Origin of the sequence: Pantoea sp. LMR881, from assembly GCF_027157825.1 — a bacterium.
GTDB lineage: Bacteria > Pseudomonadota > Gammaproteobacteria > Enterobacterales > Enterobacteriaceae > Pantoea > Pantoea haifensis.
In genome coordinates, this window is sequence record NZ_JAPVOK010000002.1 from 1282118 (window position 1) to 1295796 (window position 13679).

The window sequence follows — 13679 nt, forward strand, 5'->3', positions numbered from 1 at the left end:
TCAACCCACGGATGTTGTAGTCCTATACATGAACACGCTGAAATCATCTCGTTTGCTGAAACGCCTGACAGTGGGATCACTGATCGCTTTTCTCTCAGCCATGCCGCTATTGCTGATGATGTTAATCTCAAAACCATGATTCCGGGCGTCCCGGACATTGATGCCGAAGCCTATGTGCTCATCGACTACCATTCAGGTAAGGTGCTGGCTGAGAAGAATGCGGATGCCCGTCGCGATCCCGCCAGCCTGACCAAAATGATGACCAGCTATGTGATTGGCCAGGCCGTTAAGGCCGGTAAAATCCATCAGGATGACATCGTGACCGTGGGCCAGGACGCCTGGGCAACCGGTAACCCGGTGTTTAAAGGCTCTTCTTTGATGTTCCTGAAACCTGGCGATCGCGTGCCGGTTTCACAGTTAACCCGCGGTATCGTGCTGCAGTCAGGTAATGATGCCTGCGTGGCAATGGCAGATTACGTGGCAGGCAGTCAGGATGCGTTCGTAAACCTGATGAACAACTACGTTAAAGCGATCGGTTTGCAAAATACGCATTTCCAGACGGTACACGGCCTGGACGCAGACGGCCAGTACAGCTCGGCACGCGATATGGCGTTAATTGGTCAGGCCTTGATCCGTGACGTGCCAGATGAGTATGCCGTCTATAAAGAGAAAGAATTTACCTTTAACAACATCCGCCAGATGAACCGTAACGGTTTACTGTGGGACACTAACCTGAACGTCGATGGCATCAAAACCGGCCATACCAGTGCGGCAGGTTATAACCTTGTCGCCTCGGCCACAGAAGGTCAGATGCGTTTGATCTCTGCCGTGATGGGTGGACATACTTACAAAGGCCGCGAAACGGAAAGCAAAAAGCTGCTGACCTGGGGCTTCCGCTTCTTCGAAACAGTCGCTCCGCTGAAAGCAGGTAAAGAATTCGCCTCGGAGCCGGTTTGGTTTGGTAATAGCGATCGCGTACAACTCGGCGTGGATAAAGATGCTTATCTCACCATCCCGCGTGGCCGCATGAAAGATCTCAAAGCCAGCTACGTGTTAACGAATACTGAGCTGCATGCGCCATTAAAGAAAAATCAGGTCGTTGGCAGCATTAACTTCCAGCTGGATGGTAAAACCATCGATCAACGTCCGTTAGTGGTCTTGAATGAGGTTTCTGAAGGCGGTTTCTTCAGCCGAATCGTTGATTATATCAAGCTGATGTTCCACCACTGGTTTGGCTAAACCCTGACATCATGCAGGCTGCAGGGCAAAACGCCACTGTATTTGCAGCCTGAAATATGACGGGAAGGCGGATTGAAAAGTCGCCACAGCAACCCCATAACACGTTATTATATTGCTCCCGCTCAGGCGGGAGCCTGTTTTTATGCACCGGAGTCAATATGAAAACCAAACTGAATGAACTGCTCGAATTTCCTACCCCGTTTACTTATAAAGTAATGGGTCTGGCACAACCGGAGCTGGTTGATCAAGTGGTTGAAGTGGTGCAACGCCATGCGCCCGGCGACTACAGTCCAGAAGTGAAGCCGAGCAGCAAAGGCAATTATCACTCCGTTAATATTACGATTACTGCTACCCACATCGAGCAGGTTGAAAAACTGTACGAGGAGTTGGGTAAAATCGAAATCGTTCGTATGGTGCTGTAACAGCCCACGTCGGCGAAGGGTATTGGTCTTACTCTTTGCCGACGTTATACTCAGCTTCCCCCTTTAACGGACCTCTGTTTTGTCAGTTGAAACGCTCCTTGTTCGCCAGTTAGGTTTACGTGACTGGCAGCCCGTATCAGACGCTATGCATCACTATACCGATCACCGGGACGGCAACAGCCGTGATGAGATCTGGTTGGTAGAGCATCATCCCGTTTTTACCCAAGGCCAGGCAGGCAAAGCTGAACATGTGTTGATGCCCGGTGATATTCCCGTGATACAAAGCGATCGCGGCGGTCAGGTCACTTATCACGGCCCCGGTCAGCAGATTATGTACGTGCTAATTGATGTGAAGCGACGCAAAATTGGCGTGCGCCAGCTAGTGACTGCGCTTGAAGAGACGGTGATTGCTACGCTGGCCCATTTTGGTGTGGAGGCGCGCGCGCGCAGATGCACCTGGCGTCTATGTGGGTGAGGAAAAAATATGTTCACTGGGGCTACGCATCCGTAAAGGCTGTTCATTCCATGGACTTGCTCTTAACGTCGCGATGGATTTATCACCTTTTCTGCGCATCAATCCCTGTGGATATGCCGGCATGAGCATGACCCAGTTGCAACATTTTCAGCCTGAGGTGCGCGTGCCTGATGTTCAGCCACTGCTCGTCACAGCTTTTGCTCGCTTACTTGGTTATGAACAGCTTGAGTGGCAGACTGATGAAAACCCGCCATTCCTTAACGGCGAATGCGAATTTACAAATATGTAACGTTTCCCGCGTCAGGATGGCTGCTTCTCCGACGATGAAATGATATAATTTTTGCACTTTTTTCAAATAAAGTTGAAAGCACCGCTCTTCAGTTATCTGAGAAGGCTTTCAAATCGCAATCCGACCGGAACCTGCAGATTTTATGAGTAAACCAATTCAGATGGAACGCGGCGTCAAATATCGTGACGCAGACAAAATGGCGTTGATCCCGGTGAAAACCGTGACCACCGAACGGCAAGAGATGTTGCGTAAGCCGGAATGGATGAAAATCAAGTTGCCTGCGGATTCCAGTCGTATCCAGGGCATCAAAGCGGCAATGCGTAAAAATGGTTTGCACTCGGTCTGCGAAGAGGCGTCCTGCCCTAATCTCGCCGAATGCTTTAACCACGGCACTGCCACCTTTATGATTCTCGGCGCAATTTGTACTCGCCGCTGTCCGTTCTGCGACGTTGCTCACGGACGTCCAAACGCACCGGATGCCAACGAACCCGGTAAACTGGCTCAAACCATCGCGGATATGGCCCTGCGCTACGTTGTGATTACCTCGGTTGACCGTGACGATTTGCGTGATGGCGGTGCTCAGCACTTCGCTGACTGCATTAGCGCCATCCGCGCGAAAAACCCCGCGATTAAAATCGAAACCCTGGTGCCGGATTTCCGTGGTCGTATGGATCGTGCACTGGAAATCCTTACCGCGACGCCACCAGATGTGTTTAACCATAATCTGGAAAACGTGCCGCGCGTTTACCGTCAGGTACGACCTGGTGCGAACTATGAGTGGTCACTGAAGCTGCTGGAGCGTTTTAAAGAAGCGCACCCTGATGTGCCAACCAAATCAGGTTTGATGGTCGGCCTGGGCGAAACTAACGCTGAGATCGTTGAAGTGATGCGTGATTTACGTCGTCACGGCGTGACGATGTTGACGCTGGGCCAGTATTTGCAGCCGAGTCGCCATCACCTGCCGGTACAACGTTACGTCAGCCCGGCTGAATTTGATGAGATGAAAGAAGAAGCCCTGGCCATGGGATTCACCCACGCGGCCTGCGGTCCGTTTGTCCGCTCTTCTTATCATGCCGATATGCAGGCCAAAGGTCTGGAAGTTAAATAATCTTTTGCTGGCCGTTTCGCCTGAGACGGCCTCATGCAACAGGTTTACATTCGGTTACCGTCAGCCGCATGGGTTGTTCTGCCGGTATATCAACATGGCAAAGCCCTCTCTTGCCGACAAAAAAACCAGACTGTAGAAGGTCTGGTTTTTACTTCCATCAGAAATAAAAGGTAACATTTATTGTCAGAAGACAATAAGTTACTCTTTATGCGTTACGCGTTCTGCCGGAACCTCTTCAGCCATATTTTTGTTTGCGCTGGATTCATCATCTTTCATGGCTTTTTTGAAGCCTTTGATTGCGGAGCCCAGATCGCCACCCAGTGAACGTAACTTATTGGTGCCAAAGAGCAGTACGATGAGCGCACCGATGATCAGCAGTTTGGCAATACTGATACCTTCCATAATTAACCTTTCAACCTCAGCGAAAAACGGTGACTGTTATTTACGCGCAGTTTTAAAAACAGCTCAACTGCAATCTGTAACAGAGTAAGATCACCCATTTTATTAAATAAAACGGCGGAGAAATGCCTGAGTACGAGGATGTTGCGGATTTACAATGACTTCTTCTGGAGTACCCTGCTCTACCACAACACCGCCATCCATAAAAACAACGCGATCCGCCGCTTCACGTGCAAAACCAATTTCATGCGTCACCACTATCATGGTCAATCCCTGATCGGCCAGGGTCCGCATTGTCGCCAAAACTTCACCGACCAGTTCTGGATCGAGCGCAGAGGTTGGCTCGTCAAATAACATCAGGGTGGGTTTGATCGCCAGTGCGCGTGCAATCGCAACACGCTGCTGCTGACCGCCGGAAAGATGCCGCGGCCAGGCATCAGCCTTATCGCTCAGTCCAACCGTCGCCAAAAGCTCTTTAGCATGCTTTAGCGCAGCCTCTCGCGGAAATTTATGTACACCAATCGGCGCTTCAATGATGTTTTGCAGCACGGTCATGTGGGGATAAAGATTGAACTGTTGAAACACCATGCCAATTTTTTGTCGCTGACGTGCAATTTTGCGTGGCGACAAGCGATGCAGCAGATTACGCTTCAGCTCATAACCAATTTGCTGATCCCCTACCTTAATCGATCCCGCATTCATATCTTCCAGATGGTTAATGCAGCGCAGAAAGGTTGATTTACCCGAGCCTGACGGTCCCAGAATGACAACCACCTCACCGGGATAAACATCCAGATCGATACCTTTTAACACCGCGTTATCGCCATAGCTTTTTTGCACATTACGCGCACAGACTAAAGGTTCAACAGCACTCATACATCCTCCTTTTGCACCAGCGATGCAGCCGGAATCGGCGATGCTGCAGGGCGTTTTGTCGCCACCACCACACGTCGGCTACCGCGCGCATAATAACGTTCTATCGCTGACTGACCGATATTCAGAACAGATGTAATCAGCAAATACCAAATCACCGCGACCATTAACATCGGGATGATTTCAAAGGTGCGGTTGTATACCGCCTGCACCGAATAGAGCAGATCGCCCATCGCGATAACACTTACCAGCGACGTGGCTTTAATCATGCTGATGAGCTGATTACCGGTCGGTGGAATAATTGAGCGCATCGCCTGTGGAATAATGATGCGACGCAGCGCGCGCGTTCGGCTCATACCAAAAGCCTGTGTGGTTTCTACCTGCCCATTATCAACAGAGAGCAAACCTGCGCGGATTATTTCTGCCATATAGGCTGCTTCATTCAACGCCAGCCCGGCAATGGCTGCCGTTAACGGTGTAATAAGATCGTTCGTGTTCCAGCTGGCAAAAGTGATTTCTGTCCAGGGTACAGTGAGCGATAACGCTGGAAACAGCGTCGACAGGTTGTACCAAAAAATCAGTTGCACCAGCAGCGGTGTGCCGCGAAAAAACCAGATGTATAAGCCAGAAATGCCGCTCAGCAGTTTGTTTTCTGATAAACGCCAAACTGCCAGTAATAAGCCCAGCAGCGTCCCTAAAATCATGGAGATCACAGTTAAACCGAGCGTAACCTGTAATCCTTTTAGCACTGAGCCTTCAGTAAACCACTGCAACACCACGTGCCATTCAAAATTGGGGTTGGTTGCCACCAACCACAGCAGGTTGGTGGCGATGACCAGCACCACAATCCATGAGACCCAGCGTCCATATGTGGGTGCGCTGCGGGCAAAAGCCACGTCGCGCTGTTGCACGTCGGCCTTATCCCTGGCTCGCGAATCGTTGGTGTGTAAACTCATTTAGCCGCCCCCTTCGCTAAATTAAATCCCGGTTCGCTAATCATATTGCCGTCCAGCTGCCACTTTTTCATGATGGCTGCATAAGTGCCGTTTTCATAAAGCGTTTTATAACCCTCCAGCACAACTTTGCCGAGTTCAGATCCCTTTGGCACCACTGTGCCCTGAAAGATATCGCCGAAACCGTTCTTCTGGCCTTTGCCCGACAGTTCCAGTTGACCATTTGCCTGCTCAATAAAATAGGTCAGGGGTGCCTGAGAAGAGAAAAAAGCATCAGACCGTTTTGAACGCACCGCCAGGATAGAGGAAGGCTGATCGGTAAAAGATTGCACTATCACGGCAGGCTTACCGGCAGCAGTACAGGCAGCAGACTGTTTGCGGATCACCTGTTCAGCAGAACCGGCCGCCATAACGGCAATACGCTTGCCGCAGGTATCTTCCAGCGTGTTAATTTTTGCCGGATTACCTTTTTGCACGCCAAACACGACAAATTCCTGCACAAAATCAACAAAGTCGACTTTCTGTTGGCGATCGGGATAGTCACCGACGGGACCAATGGCTAACTGATAGCGACCCGAATTAATACCCGCTAATACGCCTGACAACCCACTTACCGTTGCATGCTCAATTTTCACGCCGAGCAGTTGGCTTAGCGCCGTGGTTAAATCCGCAGAGGCACCATCCATGGAGTGCGGGCCAGTCACGATTTCATACGGCGGAAACGAGCCGTTATTAACTGAAATCATTTTGCCCGCTTTTTTGATCTCTTCAGGTAAACGATCGTGCAAAGCCTGATCAAGCTTTTGCGGCGGAATAACGTCAGCAGCATGCAGCCACGTTGCAGTCAGGCTCAAAGCCAGCGTTATTGCAGTCGCTATCTTTTTCATTATCTGTTTTCCCCAATGCGGTCAGTGTGTTTTTAATTCAGGTCGGGCAAAGCGACGATTTTCCAGTACCGGCAAAACGCTGCGCGCGTAAGCGATACGCTGTGGATCAAGATCCGCAAACACCAATGCACTCGACTCCGGGGCTTTAGCAATCGCCACGCCCAGTGGATCAATGACCAGACTGTTGCCAATGTTGCGGGGACCACACTCACCGACCGCCACCATATAGCAGGTGTTTTCCAGTGCCCGTGCGGTGGTTAACAGCTCCCAATGCATCTCTTTTAGCGGCCCTTTAACCCAGGCTGCTGGCAGCACCAGAACATCGGCCCCGTCCAGCACCAGCCGTCGCGCCAGTTCAGGAAAGCGCACGTCGTAACAGGTCATCAGGCCGACTTTCATTCCTGCAACCTCTACCAGTGGCGGGATCACATGACCGGGATTAACGCGCTGAGACTCCTGCATGGCAAACGCGTCATAAAGATGCAATTTTTCATAGGCGGCAATGATTTCACCGTTGCGAATGGCGATCAGCACGTTAAGGGCTTTTTGCGCCTCTGTCGGAACATGCACACTCATCATTGTGGTCAAATCGTTGCCTTTGCTGGCTGCCAGTAGTTGCGTCAGAAAAGGACCATCCAGGGGCTGGGCTGCTTTCAGGACCAAATCGGGATCCGCGATATCTCGCGCTAACACTCCTTCAGGCAACACCAACAGATGTGCCCCGCCCTGTTGCGCACGCCTCATTAAATCAAGACAAATATCAGCGTTTTCCTGCCATTCACGGCTTACGGCAAATTGCCCCATCGCGACTTTCATCATCATTCCCCCTTACCTGCCGCCGGAAAAATGGCTTCTGGCGTCAGCAATGTTTTTGTCAGGCCTTGTTGAAAAAGTTCGTTAGCGAAATCTGCAATCATCTTCTTATTAACGGCAAAACCATTTTCATTCCAGTTGGCCGGTAATTCCTGCGCGGTGCGTCGCAAGTCGTCCAGTAACCACGGTGTGGTATCCGCATACTTTTCACGTTTTTGCATCCAGAGGCGATAAGAGCGATCAATGATTTCACTTAACGCCTGAGGCAGCCATGGATGTTGCTCTGCCAGGGCGGGTTTCATTGCCAGAATATGGATCCCCGGCACATAACCGACGCGGTTGAAGTAATCCCGTTCGGCCTGGTAGAAATCGGGTTGCAGTTGACGCAGGCCAGAAGAGGGCAGGAAAAAGCCGTCTGGCATGAAAGGAGTAAATACGGCATCCAGTTCGCCCGCTTTCAGTAACTCAATCAGCGGACGCTCACCCGGTGCCGGTTCAATACGGCCCGGACGACCAAATCCCGCCAGGCGATCAACAATCGGATGCTCAGCCGTCAGGCGACCAGCAAACCACCAGACATCATCAATCTCTACACCCGCTTCACGCAGCACGGTGCGCGTCCAGGTGTTGCCAGAATCCTGCCAGCCAGTCACGCCAATTCGTTTACCTTTCAACTGCGCGGGCGTGGTGACGGGGCTGTCAGTGGTCGTGATAATGCAGCGTTGACGAAAGCCGCGCATCAGAAAGTGAGGCAAGCCAAGCAGCGATGTGTCACCTTTTGCCCGGCCTTGTGCATACCGGCTAAAAGAGACTTCACCTGCGTCATAGCGTTGATGGGTGGCAAGATCATTCACCAGCGTACCCACACGATCGATCGTTAAATCAAATTTTTCTGGCGCGATATCGCCGAGCGCCAGCGGCGTGAAATAGTCCCAGTCCCGAACCGCCAGTCTGATGGTAAGCCTTTCCATTTTTTCCCCGTCTCTTGCCAGTGCAGTCAGGCTGCGATTATTTATTCGTCAAATAGTGCTTGAAATTGATACTAGATCCGGAATACTTATCTGAACAATCATTTCTTTGTTACTGAACAAACTATTTTCTTATGACGCACACAGTCGATCTCCACTGGCTCAGCAGCCAGATAAACGAGGCTTCGGTAAAAGGTATTGCGCTGGCAGCTTCTACCTTGATCCGCGAAGGTCAAATCGCCGTGGGTATGCAAATGCCCGCTGTACGCGAGTTAGCAGAAGTCCTGGGCGTGAGCCCGGCAACCGTTTCGGCTGCCTGGGCGCAGCTAAAGAAGCAGAAAGTGCTGGCAGGTAAAGGCCGCAGCGGCGTCTGGGTAAGTGGTAATACAGTAATGCCACGACCCATCCGTTTCGAGAAAATTGGCAATTACGGTGATAACATCCAGGCCGATTTAGCAATGGCTTCACCAGACCCAGCCTTGTTGCCAAATTTGCAGCTGGCATTACAGGCGGCGATTCAGTCTCCGCAGCTAAACAGCTATCACCGTGAAGCCATCTCACCACAGCTACTGCGTGCTGTGCAGCCTCGCTGGCCTTATCCAGCCGAAGCGTTTTTAGCCACCGATGGCGGGTTCGATGCTATGAATCTGGTGGTACAAACGCTGGTTTCTCCAGGCGATCGCGTCATCATCGAAGATCCCACTGCAACACGTTTACTGGATATGCTGGATAATGTCGGCGCGGAAATCTTACCTCTGGCCTGCGACAGCGAAGGCCCGTTGCCAGAGGTGTTGTCTACACTGCTGGTGAAATCGCCGGTAATGGTGATTTACCAGCCGCGTACCCATTCGGCTACTGGCCACACCATTAGCCCTCAGCGTCGCCACGAACTGACTCAGGTGCTTGCCAGCAGTGCAACCCTCATTGTCGAAGATGACGGTATTGGTGATCTCTCTGTTGCGCCAGCCTGGAGTTTAGGCGCGGCGTTTCCTGAACGCACAATCCATGTGCGCTCGTTTTCTAAAGCATACGGGCCTGATTTGCGCCTGGCAGTGCTCTCGGCCACAGCAGAGATGGTTAAGCGTATCCAGGCGTGGCGTAATTTTGGCGTGAGCTGGACCAGCCGTATTCTGCAAGATGCGGTAGCCTGGCTGCTGGAAGATGCCGCCACTCAGCAGCAAATTGCCTACGCAAAAGAAAGCTATCGTGTACGGCGCGAGCGTTTATTGCAGGCGCTGGCCGCGCGAGGAATGTTGCTTGAAGCACGTGATGGCCTGAGTATTTATATTCCGGTGCTTTCAGAACAGTTTGCCATGATCACGCTGGCCGCTCGCGGCATCGCAGTGTTGCCAGGCGAGCGTTGCCGACTTGGACCAGTGCAGTTTATCCGCGTCAGCATTGCCAGCCTGCATGAACAACAGCTGGAGATGATTGCCAGTGCGCTGGTTATCGCTTCTGGGCGCGAAATCAGTTTGAGCGCAAATCTTTAGTGCGATAAGTCGGGGAGTCAATATAGCCTTCACGCAGATAGAACTGGTTAGCTTTCAGGCGTGAGATATTGCAATGTACCTCTACCCGATCGCAGCCACGTTGTACTGCTATGGCTTCAGCATGTTGAATAAGCTGCTGCCCTACGCCTTTACTGCGTTCTCCTTCAGCAATGCAGAAATAGCTGATGCGCGCAAAATCCCCGGCGAGCGCCAGTTGCGGAATAAAATGCATCGATAAAAAACCCAGCACCTGATGACCATGTTCAGCCACTAACAGCATCTCGTTTGGGTGAGTAATCAGCTGAGCAAGGCGCTGATCGATAAAACTTTCCGTGCCGCCATACCCTAATTCTGCCAGTAATGCGCTTAACGCAAAGCTGTCTTTAGCCTGTGCCCGACGTATGTTCATCCTGCCTCCTTAATAGCGTAGTGGTTGTGTTATATAGCCTTGGCAGAACAGATTCAGCAAGTATCGATTGTTATAAATATGTTACTAAGATCATAGTCCCGTCATTATTTACCTTGCAGAAGGCGAGTCGGGTTTGCCTTCTTGCGCGCTTGTTTAAAAAGCGTTCAGCAAACGCTTCAGGTCACGTCATCAGGCTGTCATGCCACTGTCAGGCGTATTTAACGCAAATCTGCCACGCTTCTTGTCGGCTGAATGGAAAAGGATGGTGATGATAATGCCGCGTAGCTGGAATGAACTGATGGCGTTTTTGCTGGCGCTGGGATCGGTTGTAGGCTGGTTGATCTGTTGGTGGCAGGGATAAAAAAACCCGCCAGGAGCGGGTTTTTAGAATTCTGACTGTTAACTTACAGGCTGATAACGTTAGCAGCAGATGGGCCTTTTGCGCCGTCGGTGATTTCAAACTCAACGCGCTGACCTTCAGCCAGAGTTTTGAAGCCGTTGCTCTGGATAGCAGAGAAGTGTACGAATACATCTTTGCTGCCATCTTCAGGAGTAATGAAACCGAATCCTTTGGATTCATTAAACCACTTAACGTTACCTTTGATCTTAGACATCTAATATTACCTTTACATGAAAAATGGACACTAAACTGTGTCGGCGTCTAGTACAGCAATTGTGGAGTGATTTGTCCAGTAGGGATTGATGGAAAAGTGATAAATATCGACATTCTTTATCCTCATCACACTTTATCACTTTTTTGCTTGCTTAAAATGACCAGCGCAGTCGGGCAAAAAAGAGATTCTCCCAGCTGTAACTCCATGGAATGTAAGCTATTTGAACATCAAGTGCACCATAACTCATTGATGTGACAGCTAACAGCACCAGAACGGGAAAATAATCCCAACTGTTACGTGCCTAATGCCTGCGGTAAACCGGCTCCTTAAGACGTTAATTTCCATACGCCTCATGTCAGAACCTGCAACCGTGCGCGAGCTGTTGTTAACAAGCGTCGCAGAAATCAGACATCAAGGTGAACTTTATACTATTGATTACCTGAAGGATTCAGGCTGTGAAAGAAACAGATGCCCTTTCAGAAACCCCTTGACAGCCCAGGGCCAGCGATAAATAAATGCGCAAATAATCTACACTCGCGTCATAAGCATGACCTATGTTAAAGAAAGCTGTTTTTTATTCGAGCGAATCCTGCTCTGGAACGCAGTAATGCTAAAAAATTAGCGCAGATTCAACAAAATATAAAAATTAGTCGCCGTAAGTTAATAATTAGGAATATTTAACTTTCTCTTGCACATTTTGTTAAAATTGATTGGATTTAATTCCAGGAGGGAGATAAATACGCCATGGTAATGAAGATTCGTTGCACGCGTTGTGGCAGCGCAAAATTTGTTTTTACTGATGACACATCAACCCACAAATCTTTTCACGGCGCCTGCTGCGCATACTGTAAAAAACGTTTTGAGGTTCATGACTTGTTGCCAGTGACGAAAGTCGATCCCATTTCGCACTGTTTACTTAAGCGTGATAACACTAATTCGGGCACCTGAGGGTGCCCGCCGTGTCAGAAAATCAGTTTAAACACCCCTGTCAGGGTTAACAGACCAACAATAAAGATGATAGCGATGATCCACAGAATTATTTTCATTTCCTTCTCCCTTAGCCATTAAAAAAACCTTTCCTGTAAAGAGTATAGGCGAACATTTGCGCTTTGCCGTAAAAGCGTATGCCGCCTGTTTCATGAAATTTCCTCGCGTAAAGCCTGATTTATTTCTGCGAGACAGGTCGCAATAAGAGCTTTTTCATTCTTACTGCCGCTTCGCTCTTCATGCTTATGCCAACTAAAATTTATGCGGCAAATGCAGGCCTCAATTGTGATGATTTGAAATCAGTAATAAGGAGATCTTATGAGCACGATTAATACCAGCATGGGCCGCTATAGCCTGAAAGCTAAAAACAGCGGTGAGCACATCAAAGGTACGTTCGCCATCAACGATGAAGGCGGCACTCAACTTACGCGACAAGAGTTTGAGGAACACTACCTGGATGATGTGGTGAATAATGTGATTTACCCTGTCACTGGCGGCAATCGCGAAATTACGCGCGCACTGCGTGAGCAGATGATTAAAGCCGGTTTCGAACAGCCTCACTAAAACCTGCCTGTTTGGGCCGCGTCTTGCGGCCCTTCTTTTGCTTGCCGTTGTGAGCTATTCGCCGCAGGATGCGGTAAGTCAGCAAATAAAGGAGAACAATGTGAGCACGGTATATCGTATCAATTCTTCTGATTTACATCAGTTTGTCCAGGCGATTTGGCTCTGTGCGGGTAGCGCAGCGGAAGAAGCGCGCCTGGTAGCTGATCATCTGGTAGCCGCGAATTTAGCCGGGCATGATTCACACGGTGTCGGCATGATCCCCAGCTACATGGCGTCGCTGGCACAAGGACATTTGCAACTCAATCAACGGCCTGTAGTGGAAAAAGATGCCGGAGCCGTGCTCACGCTCAATGCGCGCAACGGTTTTGGTCAGGTTGCAGCCTGGGAAGCGATGCGCCTCGGCATTGAGCGCGCTGAGAAATTGGGTATCGCCGCGGTAGGTTTGCATCATTCCCACCACATTGGGCGTATTGGCCACTGGGCTGAGCAGTGTGCCGCTGCCGGGCTGGTTTCGTTTCATTTTGTCAATGTCATGGGCGATCCGATGGTGGCCCCTTTCGGTGGCAGTGACCGCCGCTTCGGCACCAATCCATTCTGTGCTGTTTTCCCGCGTCGTAATGCCAAACCGCTGCTGCTCGACTTTGCCACCAGCGGTATAGCCTACGGCAAAACGCGCGTTGCCTGGAATAAAGGTGTCGAGGTTGCGCCAGGTTATCTTATCGATCATCAAGGTCAGGGCACCACCCAGCCTGGAGTGATGCATCAGCCGCCGTTTGGCGCATTGCTGCCTTTTGGCCTGCACAAAGGCTACGCGCTGGCGACTATGTGCGAGATCCTGGGCGGCGCGTTATCAGGCGGTCGAACCACACACGATGCGACAGTGCAGAAAGAGAGCAGTGCGATATTTAACTGTATGACAACCATCATCCTCAATCCCGATGCGTTTGATGCACCGGCAATGCAGGATGAGGCGGAAGCCTTTATCGCCTGGGTGAAGCGTTCACCGCAAAGTGGCGAAGCGCCGATTCAGGTGCCAGGCGAATGGGAAGAGGCAAATCGGGAAGCGCGCGAGCGATCGGGTATTCCACTGGATGCCACCAGCTGGCAGCAAATTTGTCAGGCGGCAAAGCAGGCAGGCATGCCAGAGGACGCATTAAACACCTTCCGCGCGATGGCAGGCTAACGGATT

Annotated in this window: 15 protein-coding genes and 2 pseudogenes; 8 read left to right on the plus strand and 9 right to left on the minus strand. The window is 50.6% G+C overall.

Annotated elements, in window-relative coordinates; translation table 11 throughout:
• Positions 1-28: 28 nt before the first annotated feature.
• From dacA to lipA, 4 genes and pseudogenes are all read left to right on the plus strand, one after another.
• Positions 29-1239: pseudogene (gene dacA / locus O3W44_RS07885) on the plus strand (D-alanyl-D-alanine carboxypeptidase DacA).
• A gap of 158 nt (positions 1240-1397) precedes the next feature.
• Positions 1398-1661 carry a DUF493 family protein YbeD gene (gene ybeD, locus O3W44_RS07890; RefSeq protein ID WP_215847365.1) on the plus strand — a complete coding sequence of 88 codons (264 nt, stop codon included), beginning with the start codon at positions 1398-1400 and terminating at the stop codon, positions 1659-1661.
• Between the two features lie 79 nt (positions 1662-1740).
• A pseudogene (gene lipB, locus O3W44_RS07895) lies at positions 1741-2425 on the plus strand (lipoyl(octanoyl) transferase LipB).
• A gap of 142 nt (positions 2426-2567) precedes the next feature.
• Positions 2568-3533, plus strand: coding sequence for a lipoyl synthase (gene lipA / locus O3W44_RS07900; RefSeq protein WP_269292631.1), 966 nt, complete (start codon positions 2568-2570; stop codon positions 3531-3533).
• Positions 3534-3731: 198 nt separating this feature from the next.
• Here the strand turns inward: lipA and tatE are convergent, their stop codons facing one another.
• From tatE to O3W44_RS07930, 6 genes are all read right to left on the minus strand, one after another.
• Positions 3732-3935, minus strand: coding sequence for a twin-arginine translocase subunit TatE (tatE, locus tag O3W44_RS07905; protein WP_269292632.1), 204 nt, complete (start codon positions 3933-3935; stop codon positions 3732-3734).
• Between the two features lie 102 nt (positions 3936-4037).
• On the minus strand, positions 4038-4808 hold the full coding sequence (locus tag O3W44_RS07910) for an amino acid ABC transporter ATP-binding protein (RefSeq protein WP_269292633.1): 771 nt from the start codon (positions 4806-4808) through the stop codon (positions 4038-4040).
• Complete coding sequence (locus O3W44_RS07915) at positions 4805-5761, minus strand: amino acid ABC transporter permease (protein WP_269292634.1); 957 nt, start codon at positions 5759-5761, stop codon at positions 4805-4807. Before O3W44_RS07915 ends, O3W44_RS07910 begins: the two co-directional genes overlap by 4 nt.
• A complete protein-coding gene (locus O3W44_RS07920) occupies positions 5758-6645 on the minus strand; it encodes an ABC transporter substrate-binding protein (protein ID WP_269292635.1) in 888 nt (295 codons plus the stop codon). The genes O3W44_RS07915 and O3W44_RS07920 overlap by 4 nt, the downstream gene beginning before the upstream one ends.
• 21 nt (positions 6646-6666) lie before the next feature.
• On the minus strand, positions 6667-7461 hold the full coding sequence (locus O3W44_RS07925; RefSeq protein ID WP_269294393.1) for a deaminated glutathione amidase: 795 nt from the start codon (positions 7459-7461) through the stop codon (positions 6667-6669).
• A 2-nt stretch (positions 7462-7463) separates the two neighbouring features.
• The gene (locus tag O3W44_RS07930; RefSeq protein WP_269292636.1) at positions 7464-8429 is read right to left on the minus strand and encodes an ABC transporter substrate-binding protein; all 966 of its coding nucleotides are present in this window, start codon (positions 8427-8429) and stop codon (positions 7464-7466) included.
• A gap of 131 nt (positions 8430-8560) precedes the next feature.
• Here O3W44_RS07930 and O3W44_RS07935 point away from each other — a divergent pair, with 131 nt between their 5' ends.
• Positions 8561-9916: an aminotransferase-like domain-containing protein gene (locus tag O3W44_RS07935; RefSeq protein ID WP_269292637.1), complete on the plus strand. Its 1356-nt coding sequence runs from the start codon at positions 8561-8563 to the stop codon at positions 9914-9916.
• Here O3W44_RS07935 and O3W44_RS07940 read toward each other — a convergent pair.
• Positions 9894-10325, minus strand: a complete 432-nt coding sequence (locus O3W44_RS07940; protein WP_269292638.1) for a GNAT family N-acetyltransferase — start codon at positions 10323-10325, stop codon at positions 9894-9896. The two genes, O3W44_RS07935 and O3W44_RS07940, sit on opposite strands and share 23 nt — an antisense overlap.
• 199 nt (positions 10326-10524) lie before the next feature.
• Here O3W44_RS07940 and O3W44_RS07945 point away from each other — a divergent pair, with 199 nt between their 5' ends.
• Positions 10525-10686: a hypothetical protein gene (locus O3W44_RS07945; RefSeq protein ID WP_269292639.1), complete on the plus strand. Its 162-nt coding sequence runs from the start codon at positions 10525-10527 to the stop codon at positions 10684-10686.
• Positions 10687-10729: 43 nt separating this feature from the next.
• Here O3W44_RS07945 and cspE read toward each other — a convergent pair whose 3' ends face one another.
• Entirely contained in the window at positions 10730-10939 is a 210-nt protein-coding gene (cspE, locus tag O3W44_RS07950; RefSeq protein WP_006118399.1) for a transcription antiterminator/RNA stability regulator CspE, read from the minus strand.
• 962 nt (positions 10940-11901) lie between these two features.
• Positions 11902-11985: a membrane protein gene (locus O3W44_RS24955; RefSeq protein WP_019105993.1), complete on the minus strand. Its 84-nt coding sequence runs from the start codon at positions 11983-11985 to the stop codon at positions 11902-11904.
• 259 nt (positions 11986-12244) lie between these two features.
• Between O3W44_RS24955 and O3W44_RS07955 the strand changes: the two genes are divergently transcribed.
• Entirely contained in the window at positions 12245-12490 is a 246-nt protein-coding gene (locus tag O3W44_RS07955; protein WP_269292640.1) for a hypothetical protein, read from the plus strand.
• A gap of 100 nt (positions 12491-12590) precedes the next feature.
• Positions 12591-13673, plus strand: a complete 1083-nt coding sequence (locus tag O3W44_RS07960) for a malate/lactate/ureidoglycolate dehydrogenase (RefSeq protein WP_269292641.1) — start codon at positions 12591-12593, stop codon at positions 13671-13673.
• Positions 13674-13679: the final 6 nt, after the last annotated feature.

What these genes read in the sequence shown, in the direction of transcription:
- ybeD (WP_215847365.1), top strand. Translation starts at nt 1,398, where the DNA reads ATGAAAACCAAACTGAATGAACTGCTCGAATTTCCTACCCCGTTTACT.
- lipA (WP_269292631.1), top strand. Translation starts at nt 2,568, where the DNA reads ATGAGTAAACCAATTCAGATGGAACGCGGCGTCAAATATCGTGACGCA.
- tatE (WP_269292632.1), bottom strand. Translation starts at nt 3,935, where the DNA reads ATGGAAGGTATCAGTATTGCCAAACTGCTGATCATCGGTGCGCTCATC.
- O3W44_RS07910 (WP_269292633.1), bottom strand. Translation starts at nt 4,808, where the DNA reads ATGAGTGCTGTTGAACCTTTAGTCTGTGCGCGTAATGTGCAAAAAAGC.
- O3W44_RS07915 (WP_269292634.1), bottom strand. Translation starts at nt 5,761, where the DNA reads ATGAGTTTACACACCAACGATTCGCGAGCCAGGGATAAGGCCGACGTG.
- O3W44_RS07920 (WP_269292635.1), bottom strand. Translation starts at nt 6,645, where the DNA reads ATGAAAAAGATAGCGACTGCAATAACGCTGGCTTTGAGCCTGACTGCA.
- O3W44_RS07925 (WP_269294393.1), bottom strand. Translation starts at nt 7,461, where the DNA reads ATGAAAGTCGCGATGGGGCAATTTGCCGTAAGCCGTGAATGGCAGGAA.
- O3W44_RS07930 (WP_269292636.1), bottom strand. Translation starts at nt 8,429, where the DNA reads ATGGAAAGGCTTACCATCAGACTGGCGGTTCGGGACTGGGACTATTTC.
- O3W44_RS07935 (WP_269292637.1), top strand. Translation starts at nt 8,561, where the DNA reads ATGACGCACACAGTCGATCTCCACTGGCTCAGCAGCCAGATAAACGAG.
- O3W44_RS07940 (WP_269292638.1), bottom strand. Translation starts at nt 10,325, where the DNA reads ATGAACATACGTCGGGCACAGGCTAAAGACAGCTTTGCGTTAAGCGCA.
- O3W44_RS07945 (WP_269292639.1), top strand. Translation starts at nt 10,525, where the DNA reads ATGCCACTGTCAGGCGTATTTAACGCAAATCTGCCACGCTTCTTGTCG.
- cspE (WP_006118399.1), bottom strand. Translation starts at nt 10,939, where the DNA reads ATGTCTAAGATCAAAGGTAACGTTAAGTGGTTTAATGAATCCAAAGGA.
- O3W44_RS24955 (WP_019105993.1), bottom strand. Translation starts at nt 11,985, where the DNA reads ATGAAAATAATTCTGTGGATCATCGCTATCATCTTTATTGTTGGTCTG.
- O3W44_RS07955 (WP_269292640.1), top strand. Translation starts at nt 12,245, where the DNA reads ATGAGCACGATTAATACCAGCATGGGCCGCTATAGCCTGAAAGCTAAA.